The sequence below is a fragment of the Alistipes provencensis genome (assembly GCF_900083545.1).
In the GTDB taxonomy this organism is placed as follows: domain Bacteria; phylum Bacteroidota; class Bacteroidia; order Bacteroidales; family Rikenellaceae; genus Alistipes; species Alistipes provencensis.
Genome location: NZ_LT559262.1, coordinates 2,436,882 through 2,455,531 on the forward strand (window position 1 = coordinate 2,436,882; position 18,650 = coordinate 2,455,531).

The 18,650-nt window shown below is 61.2% G+C and carries 13 protein-coding genes; 4 read left to right on the forward strand and 9 right to left on the reverse strand.

Annotated elements, in window-relative coordinates:
* The first annotated feature begins 88 nt into the window (after positions 1–88).
* Complete coding sequence (locus BN5935_RS09475) at positions 89–1,354, forward strand: hypothetical protein (RefSeq protein ID WP_235821067.1); 1,266 nt, start codon at positions 89–91, stop codon at positions 1,352–1,354.
* Between the two features lie 180 nt (positions 1,355–1,534).
* On the opposite strand, the gene BN5935_RS09480 is transcribed toward BN5935_RS09475, so the two are convergent.
* The gene (locus BN5935_RS09480) at positions 1,535–2,701 is read right to left on the reverse strand and encodes an MFS transporter (RefSeq protein ID WP_064975897.1); all 1,167 of its coding nucleotides are present in this window, start codon (positions 2,699–2,701) and stop codon (positions 1,535–1,537) included.
* Positions 2,702–2,775: 74 nt separating this feature from the next.
* The gene (locus BN5935_RS09485) at positions 2,776–3,801 is read right to left on the reverse strand and encodes a LacI family DNA-binding transcriptional regulator (RefSeq protein ID WP_064975898.1); all 1,026 of its coding nucleotides are present in this window, start codon (positions 3,799–3,801) and stop codon (positions 2,776–2,778) included.
* A gap of 411 nt (positions 3,802–4,212) precedes the next feature.
* Here BN5935_RS09485 and BN5935_RS09490 point away from each other — a divergent pair, with 411 nt between their 5' ends.
* Genes BN5935_RS09490 through BN5935_RS09500 form a run of 3 tightly spaced genes read left to right on the forward strand, consistent with a single transcriptional unit; the run spans position 4,213 to position 10,386 of the window.
* A complete protein-coding gene (locus BN5935_RS09490) occupies positions 4,213–5,988 on the forward strand; it encodes an alpha-L-rhamnosidase-related protein (protein WP_064975899.1) in 1,776 nt (591 codons plus the stop codon).
* A 21-nt stretch (positions 5,989–6,009) separates the two neighbouring features.
* Complete coding sequence (gene fucO / locus BN5935_RS09495) at positions 6,010–7,164, forward strand: lactaldehyde reductase (RefSeq protein WP_064975900.1); 1,155 nt, start codon at positions 6,010–6,012, stop codon at positions 7,162–7,164.
* A 12-nt stretch (positions 7,165–7,176) separates the two neighbouring features.
* Positions 7,177–10,386: a glycosyl hydrolase gene (locus BN5935_RS09500; protein ID WP_064975901.1), complete on the forward strand. Its 3,210-nt coding sequence runs from the start codon at positions 7,177–7,179 to the stop codon at positions 10,384–10,386.
* 68 nt (positions 10,387–10,454) lie between these two features.
* Here BN5935_RS09500 and nagB read toward each other — a convergent pair whose 3' ends face one another.
* The 7 genes from nagB to ilvC all read right to left on the reverse strand — a co-directional run bounded on the left by nagB (position 10,455) and on the right by ilvC (position 18,622).
* Positions 10,455–11,255 (reverse strand): glucosamine-6-phosphate deaminase, encoded by an 801-nt coding sequence (gene nagB, locus BN5935_RS09505; RefSeq protein WP_064975902.1) that lies wholly within the window; start codon positions 11,253–11,255, stop codon positions 10,455–10,457.
* A gap of 19 nt (positions 11,256–11,274) precedes the next feature.
* Positions 11,275–13,224, reverse strand: coding sequence for a 6-phosphogluconolactonase (locus BN5935_RS09510; RefSeq protein ID WP_064975903.1), 1,950 nt, complete (start codon positions 13,222–13,224; stop codon positions 11,275–11,277).
* 173 nt (positions 13,225–13,397) lie between these two features.
* Positions 13,398–14,045, reverse strand: coding sequence for a carbohydrate-binding family 9-like protein (locus BN5935_RS09515; RefSeq protein ID WP_064975904.1), 648 nt, complete (start codon positions 14,043–14,045; stop codon positions 13,398–13,400).
* A gap of 2 nt (positions 14,046–14,047) precedes the next feature.
* The gene (locus BN5935_RS09520; protein ID WP_064975905.1) at positions 14,048–15,145 is read right to left on the reverse strand and encodes a phosphotransferase enzyme family protein; all 1,098 of its coding nucleotides are present in this window, start codon (positions 15,143–15,145) and stop codon (positions 14,048–14,050) included.
* 145 nt (positions 15,146–15,290) lie between these two features.
* A complete protein-coding gene (locus BN5935_RS09525; protein ID WP_064975906.1) occupies positions 15,291–16,256 on the reverse strand; it encodes a type I phosphomannose isomerase catalytic subunit in 966 nt (321 codons plus the stop codon).
* Between the two features lie 7 nt (positions 16,257–16,263).
* The gene (locus BN5935_RS09530) at positions 16,264–17,370 is read right to left on the reverse strand and encodes an ROK family protein (protein WP_064975907.1); all 1,107 of its coding nucleotides are present in this window, start codon (positions 17,368–17,370) and stop codon (positions 16,264–16,266) included.
* A 205-nt stretch (positions 17,371–17,575) separates the two neighbouring features.
* Positions 17,576–18,622 (reverse strand): ketol-acid reductoisomerase, encoded by a 1,047-nt coding sequence (gene ilvC, locus BN5935_RS09535; RefSeq protein ID WP_064975908.1) that lies wholly within the window; start codon positions 18,620–18,622, stop codon positions 17,576–17,578.
* Positions 18,623–18,650 lie beyond the last annotated feature (28 nt).

Genomic DNA, 18,650 nt, shown 5'->3' on the forward strand with positions numbered 1-18,650 from the left:
ACCGGTGCGGTGACTTCCTTTCGGGGAAGCACCGTACCGGCTTTGGATAAACAACCGGATAGTAAAACCTGTAAAACAATTACCTGAAATGAAATCTGCATTTAAATTTTTCGCCCTTTCCCTGCTGGCCGGGACGATGTTTGCCGCCTGCGGCGACGATAAAGAAGACACGGAAACTCCGCCACCCCCCCCCAACCCCATTGAAATTACCAACGAAGTAAAGGGTGTTATAAAAGCCGGTATCGCCGATGCGATCGTAATCACGGGCTCGGGATTCGATGATGTTCAGGATTATGTCTATATCGCTTACGACAAGGATGGCACAACCGTCTATGATCGGGTCCCGAAAGATGTGCTGACGATAAAAGCCACCCGTATTTCATTCGGCGTGAACGTCGGTGCCGCTTATCTCGACAAGACGGTGAAGGTCTATCTCGACCGCCCGGGTTATGACAAAATCGCGATTTCGGGCGATATCACCTTCACGCTTCCGAGCGTTGAAGAGGGGTACATTCCCGATGTCGCCCTGCGCAGCGTGCTGGCCAATGCCGACCGGAATCCGAAAGTGAAATTTTCATCGCTGGGGCTGCTCGATGTCAATGCTGCCGCTGCGATGACTAATGCAGGCGGCTCTTTTGCGCTCGATCTGGCCGATTGTGCCGCTGTTTCGCTGGAAGGTATCGAACTCTTCAAGAGTCTGACGGGCGGCGTAGCCTGCTGGGGGATGCCCAACATCAAGGAGGTCGATCTTTCGAAGTGGGAGGCCAAGGGAATCGAGCTCTATTTCGAGCGCGCCGCCAGTCTTGAGAAGTTTGTCGGTCCTCCTTATGCCTACCGTATTCGCTGCTACGACAGCCCCAAACTGACCCATGTGGACGTGCACAACTGCGACTGGCTCAGGTGGCTGGAGATCAGCAATTATGAGACCGGAGGCGGAATTGACGCACCTAATTCGGCTGTGACGTATCTCGATATCCGCCGCAACCAGTCCGGAATCTATGCAGGCACACCGACGAAGGTCGGAGAGATGGCGATGGTCTGGAACAATGCCAATCAGGGTTTCAATGTGGCCGACAACGCCACGATCCTGATCGACTCGCATTTCCTGATCGAGCATACGCTGGAGGGTGCTTGGACGCCGATCTACAACGCGTGGAAAGACCGCGGTGCGACGATCAAGGTCTATTCGACGATCGATCCCCACCGGGATGAGCTGCTGGGTACCGTTCCTTCCGTCAAGGAGATGCCCGATGCGCTGGCCAATGCAAACAAGAACGGGGATGGCTCTCCCGCGAACAAATGGCAGGTGGACGATCCTTATACGGAAAAGGACGAAGCTCCGGGTAATAAATAATTCTGACCTGCGGTCTGAATGTGCTCCCGTACCGAAAGGTGCGGGAGTTTTTATGGTCTATTGGCTTTCCGCCGCATTTCGCCGGGGGAGCAGGTTGGTGCCGCCGCTGCCGTCCCTCGCAAAAGAAGGGGCGCATCCGTCGGATGCGCCCCTTGGTAGTAACCGGGAGATTTCCGGCGGTCAGGCTCTCTTCGAATGGGCGTTGATCGCGCCGATGAGGAATACCATGTAAAACCATACGATGCTCAGGGCGATGATGGCGGCGCCCTGCGACCCGAACGAGTCGGTGATGACGCCCAGTATCGGCGGAATGACGGCGCCGCCCGCCACGCCGACGATCAGCAGGGCCGAGACCTCGTTCGCCCGTTCGGGAACGCGCTGCATCGAGATCGAGAAGATGATCGAGAACAGATTGGCGTAACCGACTCCGAATACGGCGACGCAGGCCAGCACGGCCCAGAGCCCGTGGAAGAAGATCATGCCTACGAGACCTGCCAGTGCGACGAATACGCTGGCCGTGAAGAATTTGCGTTCGGGGAGCTTCATCAGCAGGATGCCGCCGAGGAATGCGCCCACCGTGCGTGCGAAGAAGTAGACGCTGTTGCCCATGCCGGCGTCCGTAAGCGGCAGGTTGCAGCGCTCCATCAGCAGCTTGGGGAAGGTGATGCCCATGCCCACGTCGACACCCACCAGTACGAGGATGCCGATGAAAAAGGCCACGATGTATTTGTCCTTGAGCAGCGAGAAGGTGTGTCCGATCGAGACGGCGGCGCCTTCGACCTTCTGTTCGGCGATCGGGGTCATCCAGAGCCAGACGAGGGCCAGCAGCGAGATGGCGGCATAGATCGGGAAGATCATCTTCCAGCCGAGGAAACTGCCCGTCACGGCGGCTGCGATGATCGGGCCGAGGAACGAGCTGACGGCCTTCACGAACTGTCCGAGGGTCAGCGTTCCGGTGAGTTTGTCCCCGGCGATGACGTTGGTCACCAGCGGGTTGAGCGACACCTGCAGCAGCGTGTTGCCGATGCCGATCAGGGCGAAGGCGATCAGCACGGCGGTGAAGTCGTAGGCGACGAGCGGGACGATCATCGCGGCCACATGCAGGGCGAAGCTCAGCAGGACGGTCTTTTTGCGGCCGATGCGGTTCATCAGCATGCCCGTGGGGATCGAGAGCAGGAAGAACCAGAGGAAGCAGGAGAGCGAGATGAGGTTGACCATCGTGTCGTTCATGCCCGCAAAGTCGTTCTTGACGTAGCTCGTCGAGACCCCGACGATGTCCACGAATCCCATGATGAAGAATCCGAACATCACGGGGAGGATCTTGCGCAGTGAAATTTCCTTGTTCATTTGTCTGTTTTTTGGGTTACATGTATTTCGGTGATTTACTTAATCGTTTAAGTTGGACGGGCAAAAAAAGGGGCTCACTGGTCCCTGAACTCCATCCGGCAGGGGAGCACCTTCGATTCGGGCACATATTCCCCCGCTGCGGGGTCGTTGGACTGGCGGATCTGGTTCAGGAGTATCCGCACGGCGTTGCTGCCGATCTCCTCGATCGGGAAATGGGCGATGTTCATCTTGGGCGCCAGTACGCGGAAGAGCGAGTCCTCGTGCATGCTGGCCAGACCCCAGTTGCCGTCGTTGATGTCGATGCCGCGGTCGTAGAAATAGCGCAGGGCCTCGATGGCGAGGATGTGCGTGGTGAAGAAGAACGCATCCACGTCGGGCACGGCGCTGAAAATGCGGTCCAGCGTACTGTAAATGTTATCTTGGTAGTTGACGTAGGTCACCTCCCCGTAGAGGTCGGGATTGATGCGGATATGGGCGTCGGAGAGGGCGTTGGCATATCCCTCGCGGCGCATGTCCATCGTCAGCAGGTGGGGGTTGGTTGTGATGATGGCGATTTTGCGGAAACCCTTGTCGATCAGGTGCCGCACCAGTTTGTAGCTGCTCTCCTCGTTGTTGATGATGACGTAGTTGACGCGCATCTCGGGGAAATATCGGTCGAACAGCAGCACGGGGTAGTGGCTGTCCACCAGACGGCTGATCTCGCGTTTCGATATTTTGGTGGGGGCGATGATCATGCCGTCGACCTTTTTCGAACGGAACAGGCGGATCATGGCGTTCTCGCGCTCGATCTCGGAGTTCGAGCTGGCGATCATCAGCGAATATCCCTCCTTTTCGGCCTCCGACTCGATCTGGTGGGCGATGTGGGCGTAAAAACTGTCCGATATGGAGGGGAGGATCAGGCCGATGGTCTTCGAAATTCCGGTGTTGAGGCTCCGGGCCAGCAGGTTGGGCTCGTAGGAGAGTTCCCGGGCGCAGGCGAACACCCGGTTCTGGGTCTCCGCGCTGATTCCTTTTTTATTGCCTTGTCCGGACAGCACCCACGAAACGGTCGTTTTCGAGAGGTTCAGTTTCCCGGCTATGTCTTTGAGCGATACTCCCACGATATTACTTAAATAAGTGTAACCAGATGTGTTGACATTTCTTACAAAGATAAAATATATTCTGCATTTAACAAATAAAAAATAGTGAAAAAAATGCCTTTCTTTTTCCCTTTCGGATACATTGTCCCGGGTGTGTCCGATCAATTTTTGTGCCTTGCTGTTTCGGCTCTTTCCGACTTCGGCCCGCGGGGGAGGGCTGAGGGGCTTTCCGAGTGTCAAAAATAAAACTTTTAAGGTCATTAATCGAAAGCAGGGGGCCCGATAAATTGCTATTTTTGTATAAATACCCGAGGTCGGAAATATGTTTGCTTTTCCGTTTCAGAACAGCGAAATGCGGATAAGATCCGCGGTGTGTCCGACGGAACTCCGGCCGAGGGACCCTAAAACCGGCAAAAAACAATGACTGATCCGATGATCCGGCTGCAAAGGCTTGCTGTCCTGACCTTTTTCGTTGGCTTTTCCCTCTCCGTTTCGGCCGCCCGGCCCCAACTGCCCCCGGCGTGGGAGGGAGCGCCCGCCCGCTTCGACTCCCGTACCTATGCATATATGCCTCCCGTGCGCATCGTCGCGCAGGACGAGGCGGACCTGATCTCGGGCGGCGACCTGCTGCTCGAACCCGGCAACGGGCAGTCCGATTTGCAGAATGCCCGTATCTGTGTGCTTAGCAGCCGTGACGGCCGCCGTCCGGGGCTGCTGCTGGATTTCGGCCGCGAACTGCAGGGCGGACTGCGCATCGTGACCGGCATGCCCGCGGACAACAGGCCCGTGAGGGTCCGCATCCGCTTCGGCGAATCGGTCAGCGAGGCGATGTGTGACATCGACGGTGTGAACGGCGCTTCGAACGACCACGCCGTGCGCGATTTCACGCTCACGCTGCCGTGGCTCGGCACCGTGGAGTGCGGCGATTCGGGTTTCCGCTTTGCGCGCATCGACCTGCTGGACGACGACCGCGAACTCCACCTCAAGCAGGTCGAGGCCGTGTTCCAGTACCGCGATATACCTTATCTCGGATCGTTCCGTTCGAGCGACGAACGCCTCGACCGCATCTGGGCGACCGGCGCCTATACCGTCCACCTCTGCATGCAGGAGTTCCTGTGGGACGGCGTGAAGCGCGACCGGCTGGTCTGGGTCGGGGACCTGCATCCCGAGATCATGACCGTCAATTCGGTCTTCGGCTACAACGAGGTCGTGCCGCGCAGTCTCGATTTGGCCCGCGACACCACGCCGCTGCCGGGATGGATGAACGGCATCAGCTCCTATTCGCTGTGGTGGATCATCATCCACAGCGACTGGTATCGCTACCACGGCGACCGTGAATACCTCGCCGAACAGCGGCCCTACTTGGTGGCTCTCTTGAAACAGGTCTTCGAAAAAATAGGTCCCGACGGGCGCGAACGGCTGGACGGCACGCGCTTTCTGGACTGGCCTTCGAGCGACGATGCCGCAAGTACGGCGGCGGGTCTCCAGTCGCTGACGATCCTTGCGCTCGATGCCGGGGCCGGACTGTGCGAGGCGCTGGGCGACACGGCGCTGGCCGCCGAATGCCGGACCCGGGCCGCGCTGATGAGGTCGTGTCCGGTCGGGGACAGCGGCGAGGCCAAGCAGGGGCGTTCGCTGATGGTGCTGGCCGGGCTTGCCGATCCGGAGGCGACCGACCGCGACTACATTTCGAAAGGCGGGTCGAACGGTTTTTCGACCTTCTATGGTTACTATATGCTTCGCGCGATGGCTGCGGCGGGCAACTATGAAGGAGCGCTGGAGCGTATCCGGGAGTATTGGGGCGCGATGCTCGACCTCGGGGCCACGACATTCTGGGAGGATTTCGATATGACATGGCTGCCGGCGGGCCGCATCGACGAACCGGTTCCGGCCGGGATGCGCGACCTGCACCGCGAATGCGGGGCCTATTGTTACAAGGGATTCCGCCACAGCCTGTGCCACGGCTGGGCTTCGGGACCGACGGCGTGGCTCACGGAATATGTGCTGGGCGTCGGGGTCGTGGAACCCGGCTGCCGCCGCCTGCGCATCGATCCCCATCTGGGCGATCTGGAGTGGGTCGAGGGTACTTTCCCGACGCCTTACGGCGTGGTGAAAATCCGTCACGAGAAGGCCGCCGACGGCACCGTCAGAAGCCGCGTCGAAGCTCCCCGCGGTGTGAAAACAGAACTTGTAAAACACAACGAATAACCAACTTAATCAGTTACAACTATGCAACGTATCGTATTGAATGAAATCTCCTATTTCGGCGCCGGATGCCGCTCGATGATTGCCGACGAGGCACGCCGCCGCGGTTACAAGAAAGCCTTTTTCGTGACGGATGCCGACCTCGTCCGCTTCGGTGTGGCCTCCAAGATCGAGGAGGTGTTCCGCGGAGCCGGTATTCCCTATGAAATTTTCAGCGACGTGAAGGCCAATCCGACCATCGCCAACGTGCAGAACGGCGTGGCCGCTTTCAAGGCTTCGGGAGCCGACTTCATCGTGGCGCTGGGCGGCGGCTCGGTCATCGACACGGCTAAGGGAGTCGGCATCGTGACTAACAATCCCGAATTCGCCGATGTGAAGTCGCTCGAGGGACCTGCCGACACGCACCACCGCGCCGTGCCGACCTTCGCGCTGCCGACCACCGCCGGAACCGCTGCCGAGGTGACGATCAATTATGTCATCATCGACGAGGAGGCCCGCAAGAAGATGGTCTGCGTCGATCCCAACGACATCCCGTCGGTGGCGATCGTCGATCCCGAACTGATGTATTCGATGCCCAAGGGGCTGACCGCCGCGACGGGCATGGACGCCCTGACCCACGCCATCGAGGGCTATATTACCAAAGGTGCATGGACGATGTCCGACATGTTCGAGCTGAAAGCCATCGAGCTGATCGCCCGGCACCTCAAGGCCGCCGTCGACGACGGCAAGGACGCCGCGGCGCGCGAAGGCATGTCCGTGGCGCAGTATATCGCCGGCATGGGCTTCTCGAACGTGGGACTCGGCATCGTGCACTCGATGGCACACCCGCTGGGCGCTTTCTACGATACGCCCCACGGCGTTGCCAACGCCCTGCTGCTGCCCTATGTGATGGAGTACAACGCCGCGTCGGACGCCGCCCCGAAATACCGCGACATCGCCCGCGCCATGGGTGTCGATACCGACGGAATGAGCGTCGAGGAGGGTGTCGCCGCTGCCGTGAAGGCCGTGCGCGACCTCTCGCTGAGCATCGGCATTCCCCAGCAGTTGCACGAGATCGGCGTGAAGGAGGCCGACATTCCGGCGCTCTCCGTGGCGGCTTTCAACGATGTCTGCACGGGCGGCAATCCGCGCGACACGTCGGTGGCCGAGATCGAGGCGCTTTACCGCAAGGCCTTTTAACCGGGCGTGGTTATGAAGAACATACGCCTGTGCGCCCTTGCGGCGTGCTCGATGCTTCTGGCGGCTTGTGACAAGACGCAAGGTTTGGAGGAGGGATTTCGCGATCCCTCCTCGACCGATGTTCAGACGTCGGTCTACTGGTACTGGATTTCGGGCAATGTCTCGAAGGAGGGTGTTGCCGCCGACCTCGAGTCGATGAAGCGCATCGGCATCGACCGCGCCTTCATTGGCAACATCGGCCTTCCCGAGGCGGAGGGGACTCCCCGGGGCCCCGTGAACCTCTTGACCGAAGAGTGGTATGAGATCATGCACACGGCCCTGAAGAGGGCCACCGACCTCGGGATCGACATCGGTGTGTTCAACAGCCCGGGCTGGAGTCAGGCGGGAGGCCCGTGGATCGACCCCGAAGAGGCGATGCGCTATCTGGCGCCCGTCCCCGCCGAAGTCGAAGGCGGCAGGGTGGTCGAGGTCACGCTTCCGGCCCCGTCGCCCGATTTCACCGACGTGCGGACCATTGCCGTGCCGCTGCCCGAAGGCGTGCTGACACTCGACGCTTCGTCGGCCCGCGTGAGCGGTTCGGCGGGTGCCGTAAAGGTGCTCGACGGCAATCCGGCAACGGTGCTGGAGTGCGTGCCGGGACGTGATGCGGTGGTTGAGGTGAAGCCGTATAAAGGCTTCACGCTCCGGTCGGTACGAATCTATCCGGCGCATATGCCTTTTGCCGCTGCCGCGGAGCTGCAGGCCGTGAAGGACGGCCGGACGACCGTACTGCGCCGCTTCGACATCAACCGCACGAATCCCTCCCCGGAGGTGGGATTCGATCCCTACGCTCCCGTTACGATCGCCTGCGAGCCGACCGAGGCCGACGCTTTCCGGCTGGTGGTGAGCGGCGCTTCGGCGAACGGCGGTCTGGCTGAGGTGGAGTTCTCGGCCCTGCCGCTCGTGGAGCGTTATTCCGAAAAATCGCTGGCCAAGATGCACCAGACGCCGCTGCCGTATTGGGGCGACTATATGTGGGGCCGTCAGCCCGCCGAAACGGACACCGCAGCCGCCATTGCTCCCGAGTCGGTCGTCGACATCAGCGGCTGTCTCGAGGGCGACCGGGTGCGCTGGGAGGCTCCCGCCGGACGCTGGATGATTCTGCGCACGGGCATGGTGCCGACCGGAGTGATGAATGGCCCGTCGCTCGAGGACGGGATGGGGCTGGAGGTCGACAAATGGAGCCCCGCACATCTGGCGAAGCATTACGACGCCTTTGTCGGCGAGCTGTGCCGCCGCATTCCCGCCGCCGACCGCAAGTCGTGGAAAGTCATCGTGGCCGACAGTTACGAGAAGGGCGGCCAGAACTTCGGCGACGATTTCTTCGAGGCGTTCGAAGCCCGTTACGGCTACGACGCGCATCCCTACCTGCCGGTGTTCAGCGGCCTGACGGTCGGCGACCGCGACCGTTCGGACCGCTTCCTGTGGGACCTGCGGCGGATGATGGCCGACCGGCTGTCGTACGACCACATCGGCGCCCTGCGTGAACTGGCCCACCGCGACGGCTTCACCACATGGTTGGAGAATTACGGACACTGGGGCTTCCCGGGCGAATTCCTGCAGTACGGCGGCCAGTCGGACGAGGTGGCCGGGGAGTACTGGAGCGAGGGCGAACTGGGCGACATCGAGAACCGCGCCGCATCCTCCTGCGCCCATATCTACGGCAAGAACAAGGTCTCGGCCGAGTCGTTCACGGCGGCTTTTTCGCCCTATGCCCGCCATCCCTACCGGATGAAACAGCGCGGCGACCGCTTCTTCTCGGAGGGTATCAACAACACGCTGCTGCACGTCTACATCTCGCAGGCGGCCGACGGTCCGAAGCCGGGTATGAACGCTTTCTTCGGCAACGAGTTCAACCGCAACAATACATGGTTCGGCCAGTTGGACCTCTTCATCACCTACCTCAAACGTTGTAATTTCATGCTCCAGCAGGGGTTGAATGTGGCCGACGCGGCCTATTTCATTGGCGAGGACGTGCCGAAGATGACCGGCGTGTGCGACCCGGCGCTGCCGGCGGGCCACCAGTTCGACTACATCAATGCCGAGGTGCTGTGCCGCGACGCTACGGTGCGCGACGGCCTGCTGACGCTTCCCCACGGTACGCAATACCGCGTGCTGGTGCTGCCGCGGCAGGAGACGATGCGTCCCGAGGTGTTGGAACGGGTGATGCAGCTCGTGCGCGAAGGCGCCGTGGTGCTGGGACCCGCCCCGACGCGCTCCCCGAGCCTTGCGGGTTATCCGGAGGCCGACGGCCGCGTGCAGGCGATGGCCGCCGAGCTGTGGGGCCCCGAAAAGGGGAAGCATGTCAACCGGTACGGCAAGGGCATGATCTTCGACGGCTATTCGATGGAGGAGGTCTTCGACGCGATCGGTCTCGTGCCCGATTTTGGGTATGACGCATCGCTGCCGCTGCTGTTCGGACACCGGACGACGGACGGCGCCGAGATCTATTTCGTCTCGAACCAGTCGGAGGAGCCGGTCGAATTCACCGCCTCGTTCCGCGTTGCGGACCGCCGTCCCGAGTGGTGGCAGCCCGTGACGGGCTCGATGCGCGAACTCCCGGCCTACCGTGCCGAAGGGGCTGCGACGGAGATTCCGATGCGCCTCGAACCGTTGGAAAGCGGCTTCGTGGTCTTCCGCAAGTCGGCCGCGAAGTCGGCCGCGGAGTTCACGGCCGATGCGAATTTTCCGCGTCCGGAGACGGTCGCCGCGGTGGACGGCATCTGGCAGGTGAATTTCAAGGCGCCCGACGGAGTGGGGGATTTCACCCTCGAAACCGATACGCTCGGCGACTGGTCGCAGAGCACCGACGAGCGCCTGCGCGGATTCTCGGGTACGGCTACCTATTCGACGACGTTCGAAAAGCCCGCAGTTGACGGCGGCCGCATCCTGCTCGACTTGAACCGTGTCGGAGTGATGGCCAAGGTTCGCGTGAACGGCGCTTATGCCGGAGGCGTTTGGACGCCCCCGTACCGGGTGGACGTTACGGACCTGCTCCGCGAGGGTGAGAACGAACTCGGAATCGAGGTCGTCAATACATGGGTCAACCGTCTGATCGGCGACAGCCGCCTGCCCGCGGCGGAGCGTCGCACATGGACGCCCTACAATCCCTATACGCCGGAGTCTCCGCTGCAGGAGTCGGGGTTGATCGGTCCCGTGACGCTGCAACGGGTCGCGCTGTAAAACCCGTCAGCAAACAAAAATCCCGCACTCATCACAGAGTGCGGGATTTTTCGTATCCGGGACTTTCCCTATTTCGAGATCAGGTTGTCCCGCTCGATGTCCTTGAAATAACGGTAGGTGGCTACGCGCAGCTCCTCGGATGCCGGGTCGTCGCAGACCAAAATGCCGTTGGGATGCACCTGCAGGGCCGAGATGGTCCATTGGTGGTTGTAGGAACCCTCGACGCCGTGGCGCACCGCGCGGGCTTTCTTGTGCCCCGTGGCGAGGATCAGCACCTTCTTGGCCGAGAGCACCGTGCCCACGCCGACCGTCAGTGCGGTCTTCGGAACGAGGCTCACGTCGCCGCCGAAGAAGCGGGCGTTGACCTGAATCGTGTCCTGCGTCAGGGTCTTGATGCGCGTGCGCGAGTTGAGCGACGAGAAAGGCTCGTTGAAGGCGATGTGACCGTCCTCGCCGACGCCGCCCATGAAGAGGTCGATGCCGCCGGCCTCGACGATGCGGGCCTCGTAGTCGGCGCACTCCTTCGCCAGATCCTCGGCATTGCCGTCGAGGATGTTGACGTTCTCGGGCTTGATGTCGACGTGCTTGAAGAAGTTGTTCCACATGAACGAGTGGTAGCTCTCGGGGTGCTCCTCGGGAAGCCCTACATACTCATCCATATTGAACGTGATGACGTTTTTGAACGACACCTCGCCGGTCTTGTGGCGGCGGATCAGCTCCTTGTAGGTTTCCAGCGGGGTCGAACCCGTCGGGAGACCCAGCACGAACGGCGACTTGGTCACCTGCTCCTTGGCCTTGATCTGCTGGATGATGTAGTTGGCGGCCCACTGGGCGACCTGCTGCGGTGTATTTTCGATGATTAAACGCATGGTTGTAAACAGTTAGGGATTAGAACATTTTTACGAAGACCTCGATGGCCTGATATTCGGCCATGCCGAGGCGGTCGTAGAGCCGCGCGGTGTTCTGCGTGCGCTCCTCGGCCCGCTGCCAGAATTCGCGGGGGTCGCTGCCCGGGAAAGGCATGATATCCTTCTGCGAGAGGTGGCGGTAGATGGCGTGGCGCTTCATGATCAGCTCGTCGGGCGACAGGGGCACGGCCATGTCCACCATGCCGAGGTCCCACTCCATCCATGCGCCGCGGTAGAGCCACAGGTGGCACTCCTTGAGCCACTCGTCGTCCTTCACGACCTCGAGAGCTCCCAAGATGGCCTCCATGGCCGTGCGGTGCGTGCCGTGGGGGTCGGCCAAATCGCCGGCGGCGTAGATCTGGTGGGGCTTGATTTCGCGCAGCAGCTTGACGATGATTTCGATGTCTTTCTCCGTGAGCAGACCCTTCTTGATGCCTCCTGTTTCATAGAACGGCAGGTTGAGGAAGTGGGCGTTGGTGTCGGGGTTCAGCCCGAACGAACGCACGGCGGCGCGCGCCTCGGCGCGGCGGATGGCGCCTTTCAGGTCGAGCAGCGCACGCGGCTCGGGCTGGCCCTTCTTCTTGCCGGCAATGATCTTCTCGACCTCGGCGTAGTGGTTGCCGTAGCCCAGTTCGCGGGCCGTGTCGATGTTTTGCAGCACGACGTCGTCATGCACGGCCACGTTACCCGAGGTCTCGTAGGCGACGTGTACGTCGTGGCCCTGCTGGACGAGGCGGATGAACGTGCCACCCATCGAAATCACGTCGTCGTCGGGGTGGGGCGAGAAAATCACGATCCGCTTGGGGAACGGCGACGAGGGGACGGGGCGCGTCGTGTCGTCGGCATTGGGCTTGCCGCCCGGCCATCCCGAGATGGTGTGCTGGAGGTCGTTGAAGACGTCGATGTTGATCTGGTCGAAGGGACGGCCCTGCTCGAGCAGTTCGCCCAGCGAATTTTCGATGTAGTCCTTGTAGGTGAGTTTCAGGATCGGCTTCTGGACCACGCCGCAGAGCCATACCACGGCCTTGCGGACGAATTTCGGCGTCCAGTCGCAGGGACCCACCAGCCACGGCGTCTGCTCGCGGGTCAAAAGCTGCGCGGAGTTCTCGTCGATCACCACCTCGATGTTCGGGTGCGCCTGCAGGTACGAGGCGGGAACCTGTCCCGTGATCTCGCCCTCGACGACCTTCTGCACGATGTGGGCCTTCTCCTCGCCCCACGCCATCAGGATGATGCGGTCGGCGCGCATGATCGTGTCGATACCCATCGTGATCGCCATCTTGGGGGTGTTCTCCAGCCCGAAGAAAGCCCCCGACTGGATTTTGCGGGTGTTGTAGGTGAGCTGCACCAGCCGTGTGCGCGACCGCGAGTAGGAACCCGGTTCGTTGAAACCGATCTGGCCGTCCTCGCCCACGCCGATAATCATCAGGTCGATGCGGCGCACCGAGTGGTCATACGACGCGCAGTACTCCGAAACCTTGTCCTCGGGCATCGTGCCGTCGGGGATGTGCACGTTCTCGGGCAGAATGTCGATGTGGTTGAGGAACTCCTCGTGGATGCGGTAGTTGCGGCTCTGCTGCTCGGTCGATCGGATCGGGTAGAACTCGTCGAGGCTGTAGACGGCGACGTTGCGGAAGCTGATCAGCCCCTCCCGGTGGCGTTTCACCAGCTCGCGGTAGAGACCCAGCGGGGTGCGTCCCGTCGTGAGGCCCAGCACGAACGGCTGCGACTCTTCGTAGACCTCGTTCGAGCAGTGGAGTTCGTTGTAGGTGCGGATCGCCTTGACGATGTTGTCGGCGACGTACTGCACACCCTCGTATTCGTTTTCATAGACCCGCGTGAGGATTTTTTCGTAGCGGTGGATGATGTCGCGGGGAACCGATTCGGCAATCAGTCCGCCGTCTTTGGGCAGGGAATACTTGTTGTTCATACGTTTATGTAATTTGTTAGCCTTTCTATCTGTCGGCCTGCTGCCGATCGGTGTTGTCGCCGCCGTTGGCGTCGTTTACAAGTCTGACCCCACCCCAAACCCCTCCCTCGGGAGGGGCTTGTCGCGACGCGACCGAATTGTCTCTCAGTTTTCAGCGTTTCGCTTTTAGCTTTTTATTTTTCAAACGTCACTGCCTCGAAAAACTCGGGACGGTGGAAATCGGGATTTTCCGTCCGTATGGGTCTCCACGACAGGAAGTGGGGGTGCGAGAGCTTGTCGCCGCACTTGTAGAGGTTCATGCGGGCTTCGAAGCCGCTCCAGTTGGTCAGCGCATGGCGGAAAAGCGCCTGCGGGGGAATGGCCAGCGTCAGCGACCAGCGGTTGTCGCCCTCGCGCTCGGCGAACGGTTCGCCGAAGGGGTACGTCGTGAAGCGTTTCACGCCTGCCAGCACCTCCGCTGGGGCGTATTGCAGGTCTTCGTTCCGCGCCTTGCGTCCGGCGAGGAGCATCCGCCCGATGCAGGTGGTCTCGAAGTTGTAATACAACCCCTCGTCGGGGGCGATGAAGAACTCCACGCACGAGTCGGTCCACACCTGACCGTTGTCCTCAGTGACCAGTGCCGCCGTGTAGTTCTCCGCAACGTCGAAGCGCAGCAGCAGCCAGTCGCCCGTGTGGAACATGCGGAACGACACCTCCGGCGCATAGGGGAATTCCCCGGGCCAGTTGCAGCATGCGATGTGGCGGGGGATGATCTCCGCGAAAGCCTGCTCCACGGCCGCCCGGTCGTCGGGCGAGATGCCTGCGATTTTGCGAACTTCCATAGCTATTTGTATTTGGCCACCGTCTCCCGTACGATGTCACACATCGTGCCGTACTGCTCCTCCATGCTGCGGAGCAACTTATACTGGGCGTGCGTGCGCACGAGGTTGTGTTCGGGGTATTTGATTCTATAATAGGTATCTCCGTCGATGTAGTCCATCAAAAAGCGCAGGACCTGCTCGAAGGTGATGTAGCGCGCCGAGAAGGCCAGATTGTCGATCTCCGAGGCGGTCAACTGCTTCGCCCGCTGCGAGAGGTAGCCCTCGGTATAGGCCCGGAACATCTCGGGCGACAGGCCCACGAGCGAGAGGTCGCGCTCATCCTCCTCGCTCGTATTGGCGTAGGAACGGATGGCGTCGCCGAAGTCGTTCAGCGACGTGGAGTTCATCACCGTGTCGAGGTCGATGGCGCACAGCACCCCGCCCTTTTTGTCGAAGAGGATGTTGCTGATCTTCGTGTCGTTGTGCGTCACCCGCGTGGGGATGGTGCCGTCCTCGACCTTCGACCAGAACGCGAGCATCTCGCCGCGGCGCGACTCGATCCAGCCGATCTCCTCCTTCAAATCCTTCACGCGCCCCGCGGCGTCGCGCCCGAGGGCCTCGTCCCACTGCACGAAACGGTGGCGGATGTTGTGGAAGCCCTTGATCGTTTCGGCCAGCGGTTCGGTGAAGTCCGCCAGTTGAGCTTGGAACTTGCCGATGCCCTCGCCGCCCTTGCGGGCCAGCTCCGGGGAGTCTGCCTTGGTATAGGAAATCGTGTCGCCGATGAAGACCGATACGGCCCAGTAGTCGCCCTGCGAATCCACGAACCAGTATTTGCCGTCGTGGGTCGGGACGATCGTCATCACCTCGCGCCGGGGATCGCCTCCCTCGGCCACGACGCCGCGGCGGATGTGATCCGTGACCTTGCGGATGTTCTCCATCATGGCCGGAACGTCGGGGAAGATGTTCTTATTCTTCCGTTGGAGGATGTAGTCGGGGGCATCGCCTTCGGTGCGGACGATGAAGGTGTCGTTGATAAAACCCTCGCCCAGCGAGTCGATTGCCGTGATAGCGCTTTCCAGCGCGAACTGGGACGCGATTTTCTGTAATTCTGCCTGCATAAGGTAGTTTGGATGTTAGGTTCTGGTTGCAACCCCAAAGTTACTGAAAAGAACGCAGACTTGCAACCCGCAGCCACGAAAAAGCCTGCGCTTTCCGAAGAAAGGCAGGCTTGCGGGGTTGTGTTATTTGATCGTGCGGTCCGGATTATCCGATCCAGCTCGTCAGCAGCTTCATCGCACCGTCGGGCGTGAACGCGAGCGACCGGGCCGAAGCGGGGATCAGCACCGTTTCGCCCTGATGCACGGGAACCGTCTCACCGCTGTCGTCGGCGATCGTGCCGCGGCCCTCGATGCAGATCGCCACGACGAACGAATCGAGGTCGGCGAGGTCGAGCGTCTCGGGAACGGTCAGGTCCAGCAGCGATGTGGTGAAATAGGGGCACGAGACCAGCTCCACGCGGCTGTTCTGCACGGCTTCGTAGTGTGTTCGGTAGTCGGGCAGCACGGTGTAGTCGATGGCGTCCTTGGCCAGTTCGGTGTGCAGTTCGCGGGTGTTGCCGTTGGCGTCGCGGCGGTTGAAATCGTAGATGCGGTAGGTGAGGTCCGAGGTCTGCTGGATCTCGGCGATGAACGACCCGGCGCCGATCGAGTGCACGCGGCCCGCAGGCAGGAAAAAGACGTCGCCCGGGTGTATTTCGTAGTCGGCGAGGATGTCGGTGATGGTGTTGTCGGCCACGCTGGCGGCGTATTCGGCGGGCGTCACCTGCTTCGAGAATCCCGAACGGAGGTGCGCTCCTTTGTCGGCGGCCACGACGTACCACATTTCGGTCTTGCCTTTGGACTGGTGGCGCTCCCAAGCCAGTTCGTCGTTGGGATGGACTTGGATCGAGAGGTCCTGCCGGGCGTCGATGAACTTGATGAGCAGCGGGAACTCCTCGCCGAAGCGTTCGAAGTTCTTCGCGCCCAGCAGTTGCGCCCCGTGGCGGGCGATCAGTTCGGGCAGCGTGGTCCCGGCTTCGGGGCCCTCGGCGACGACGGATTCGTTGCCTTTCACGCCCGAGAGCTCCCAGCTCTCGCCGACCTGCTGCTGCGAGGTCTCGATCTGTTTGTAAGGGGCTATCTTGTCGCCGCCCCAGAGCATCGATTTGAGAATCGGTTGAAACTTGTACATAGCTGTTTTATGCGTTTTGTGCGTCCAACTGGCTCAGCGCGAAAGCATAGGCTCCGACCGAGATGGCCTGACTGGCGCCGAGTTTCGAAATCATAACGCCGATGCGTTTCTGCGGGTCGTAAGCCACATAGCGGTCCGTGCCGTAAACCTTCAGCGGCTGCATGCTGCCTTTGGCGAACTCTTGGAACTCTGCGTCGTCGTCCAGATCGTAGACCTTCATCTGCACGCGGTTCAGCTCCTCGCCCGAAAGGGTGTGCATCTTCGAGCGGAGCTCTTTCAGCAGGCTCGGCATGATCCATTTGCGGGCTGCCGTGATGCCGCCGCCGATGACGATCAGTCCGTCCACCAGCGTCACGGCCGTGGCCATGGCATCGCCGGCGATCTCGCCCATCTCGGCGAAAGCCCGACGGGCCGCTTCGACGTTGCCCGGGCGCTTGCCGTCGGCGATGTCGCAAATGTCCTTGGGCTCCAGCCCGTGGTCGGGATCGTTGGCCAGCTCGCCGTAGACGCGCTTCACGGCACGCACGGCCACGCCCTCCTCGACGATGATCTCCGGCATCTTCTTGTGCCGCAGGCAGAAGGTCTCGACGCACGAGTTGTCGCCGCGGTTGAGGCGGTTGTCGACCACGATGCCCACGCCGAAGCCCGTGCCGAAGGTGTAACCCACGAGGTTCTTATAGCGTTTGGGGCTGTTCAGCGCCTCGAGTCGGGCGTTGACCTGCGGCAGAGCCCCGCCCAGCGCTTCGCCGTAGGCGAACAGGTCGCCGTCGTTGTTGATGAAGACCGGGATGCCGAACGTCGCCTCGAGGAACGGACCCAGCGCCACGCCGTCGCGGAACGACGGGAAGTTGGGGAGGTAGCCCCCGATGATGCCGTTGGGGTAGTCGGCCGGGCCGGGGAATGCGAACGAGATGGCCACGGGTTTCTCCGAAAGGCGGCTGATGACGGCCCGGAACCCTTCGACCATCGCCGCGAGGCACTTGTCGAGGTCCTCGGCGTGCGACGGGAGCGTGATCGGCTCCACGATGAATCTATTGGCCTGCATGGCTCCGAACACGAGGTTCGTGCCGCCGGCGTCGAGGGTGATCACCACCCGGTTGTCATGGCTGTACATATAGCGTAGTTTGGTTTGGATTGTCGATATTCCGGTTGGCAAAGATACGAATAAGCGAGAGCAATGTCAAATTTATTTGAACATTGCCGAGCGGGAGTATCTAAGGCGAAGCCAAATATAGGAAAAGTTGAGCGCAATGCCAACTGTTTGTGCAACGAAAAGGCCGGCGGTTGATTCCGTCGGCCTTTTCGGTTGTTCTCCTGTATTAATTGTTCTCGGGGCGGAGCTTGCGCACGACGGCGCCGGTCTGCCACATCTCGCTTTCGCGCAGTTCGCGCAGTTCGTCGTTGAGCTTCTCGCGGTAGTCGGGCTTGCTGTTCAGATCGATCGAACGCTGGGCCTCGTTGCCGGCGGCCACCTCCTTGTAAAGCTCCTCGAAGACGGGTTTCGTGGCGTCGCGGAACTTCTTCCACCAGTCCAGCGCACCGCGCTGGGCCGTGGTCGAGCAGTTGGCGTACATCCAGTCCATGCCGTTCTCGGCCACGAGCGGCATGAGCGATTGCGTGAGCTCCTCGACGGTCTCGTTGAAGGCCTCCGAAGGGGTGTGGCCGTTGGCGCGCAGCGTGTCGTACTGGGCGGCGAAGATGCCCTGAATGGCGCCCATCAGCGTGCCGCGCTCACCCGTGAGGTCGGAGTAGACCTCGCGCTTGAAGTCGGTCTCGAAGAGGTAGCCCGAGCCGACGCCGATGCCCAGCGCCACGACGCGCTCGAAGGCACGGCCCGTAGCGTCTTGGAACACCGCATAGCTCGAGTTGAGGCCGCGGCCTTGGAGGAACATCCGGCGCAGCGACGTGCCCGAACCTTTCGGGGCGATCAGGATCACATCGACGTCGGCCGGGGGCACGATGCCCGTGCGCTCCTTGTAGGTGATGCCGAAGCCGTGGGAGAAATAGAGCGCCTTGCCGGGGGTGAGGTGCTTTTTGATGGTGGGCCATACGGCGATCTGTCCGGCGTCGGACAGCAGGTACTGGATGATCGTGGCGCGCTCGGCGGCCTCTTCGATGCCGAAGAGCGTCTTGCCCGGCACCCAGCCGTCGGCGACGGCCTTGTCCCAGCTCTTGGAGCCTTCGCGCTGGCCGACGATGACGTTGAAGCCGTTGTCGCGGAGGTTCAGCGACTGGCCGGGGCCCTGCACGCCGTAGCCGATGATGGCGATGGTCTCGTCTTTGAGTACTTCGAGGGCTTTTTTCAGGGGGAACTCCTCGCGGGTTACGACGCTCTCTTCGACGCCGCCGAAATTGATCTGTGCCATGTTTTTCGTGATTTAAAGTTGTTGTATG

Coding starts and splice junctions, on each gene's coding strand:
- BN5935_RS09475 (WP_235821067.1), top strand. CDS start 89: ATGAAATCTGCATTTAAATTTTTCGCCCTTTCCCTGCTGGCCGGGACG.
- BN5935_RS09480 (WP_064975897.1), bottom strand. CDS start 2,701: ATGAACAAGGAAATTTCACTGCGCAAGATCCTCCCCGTGATGTTCGGA.
- BN5935_RS09490 (WP_064975899.1), top strand. CDS start 4,213: ATGATCCGGCTGCAAAGGCTTGCTGTCCTGACCTTTTTCGTTGGCTTT.
- fucO (WP_064975900.1), top strand. CDS start 6,010: ATGCAACGTATCGTATTGAATGAAATCTCCTATTTCGGCGCCGGATGC.
- BN5935_RS09500 (WP_064975901.1), top strand. CDS start 7,177: ATGAAGAACATACGCCTGTGCGCCCTTGCGGCGTGCTCGATGCTTCTG.
- nagB (WP_064975902.1), bottom strand. CDS start 11,255: ATGCGTTTAATCATCGAAAATACACCGCAGCAGGTCGCCCAGTGGGCC.
- BN5935_RS09510 (WP_064975903.1), bottom strand. CDS start 13,224: ATGAACAACAAGTATTCCCTGCCCAAAGACGGCGGACTGATTGCCGAA.
- BN5935_RS09515 (WP_064975904.1), bottom strand. CDS start 14,045: ATGGAAGTTCGCAAAATCGCAGGCATCTCGCCCGACGACCGGGCGGCC.
- BN5935_RS09520 (WP_064975905.1), bottom strand. CDS start 15,145: ATGCAGGCAGAATTACAGAAAATCGCGTCCCAGTTCGCGCTGGAAAGC.
- BN5935_RS09525 (WP_064975906.1), bottom strand. CDS start 16,256: ATGTACAAGTTTCAACCGATTCTCAAATCGATGCTCTGGGGCGGCGAC.
- BN5935_RS09530 (WP_064975907.1), bottom strand. CDS start 17,370: ATGTACAGCCATGACAACCGGGTGGTGATCACCCTCGACGCCGGCGGC.
- ilvC (WP_064975908.1), bottom strand. CDS start 18,622: ATGGCACAGATCAATTTCGGCGGCGTCGAAGAGAGCGTCGTAACCCGC.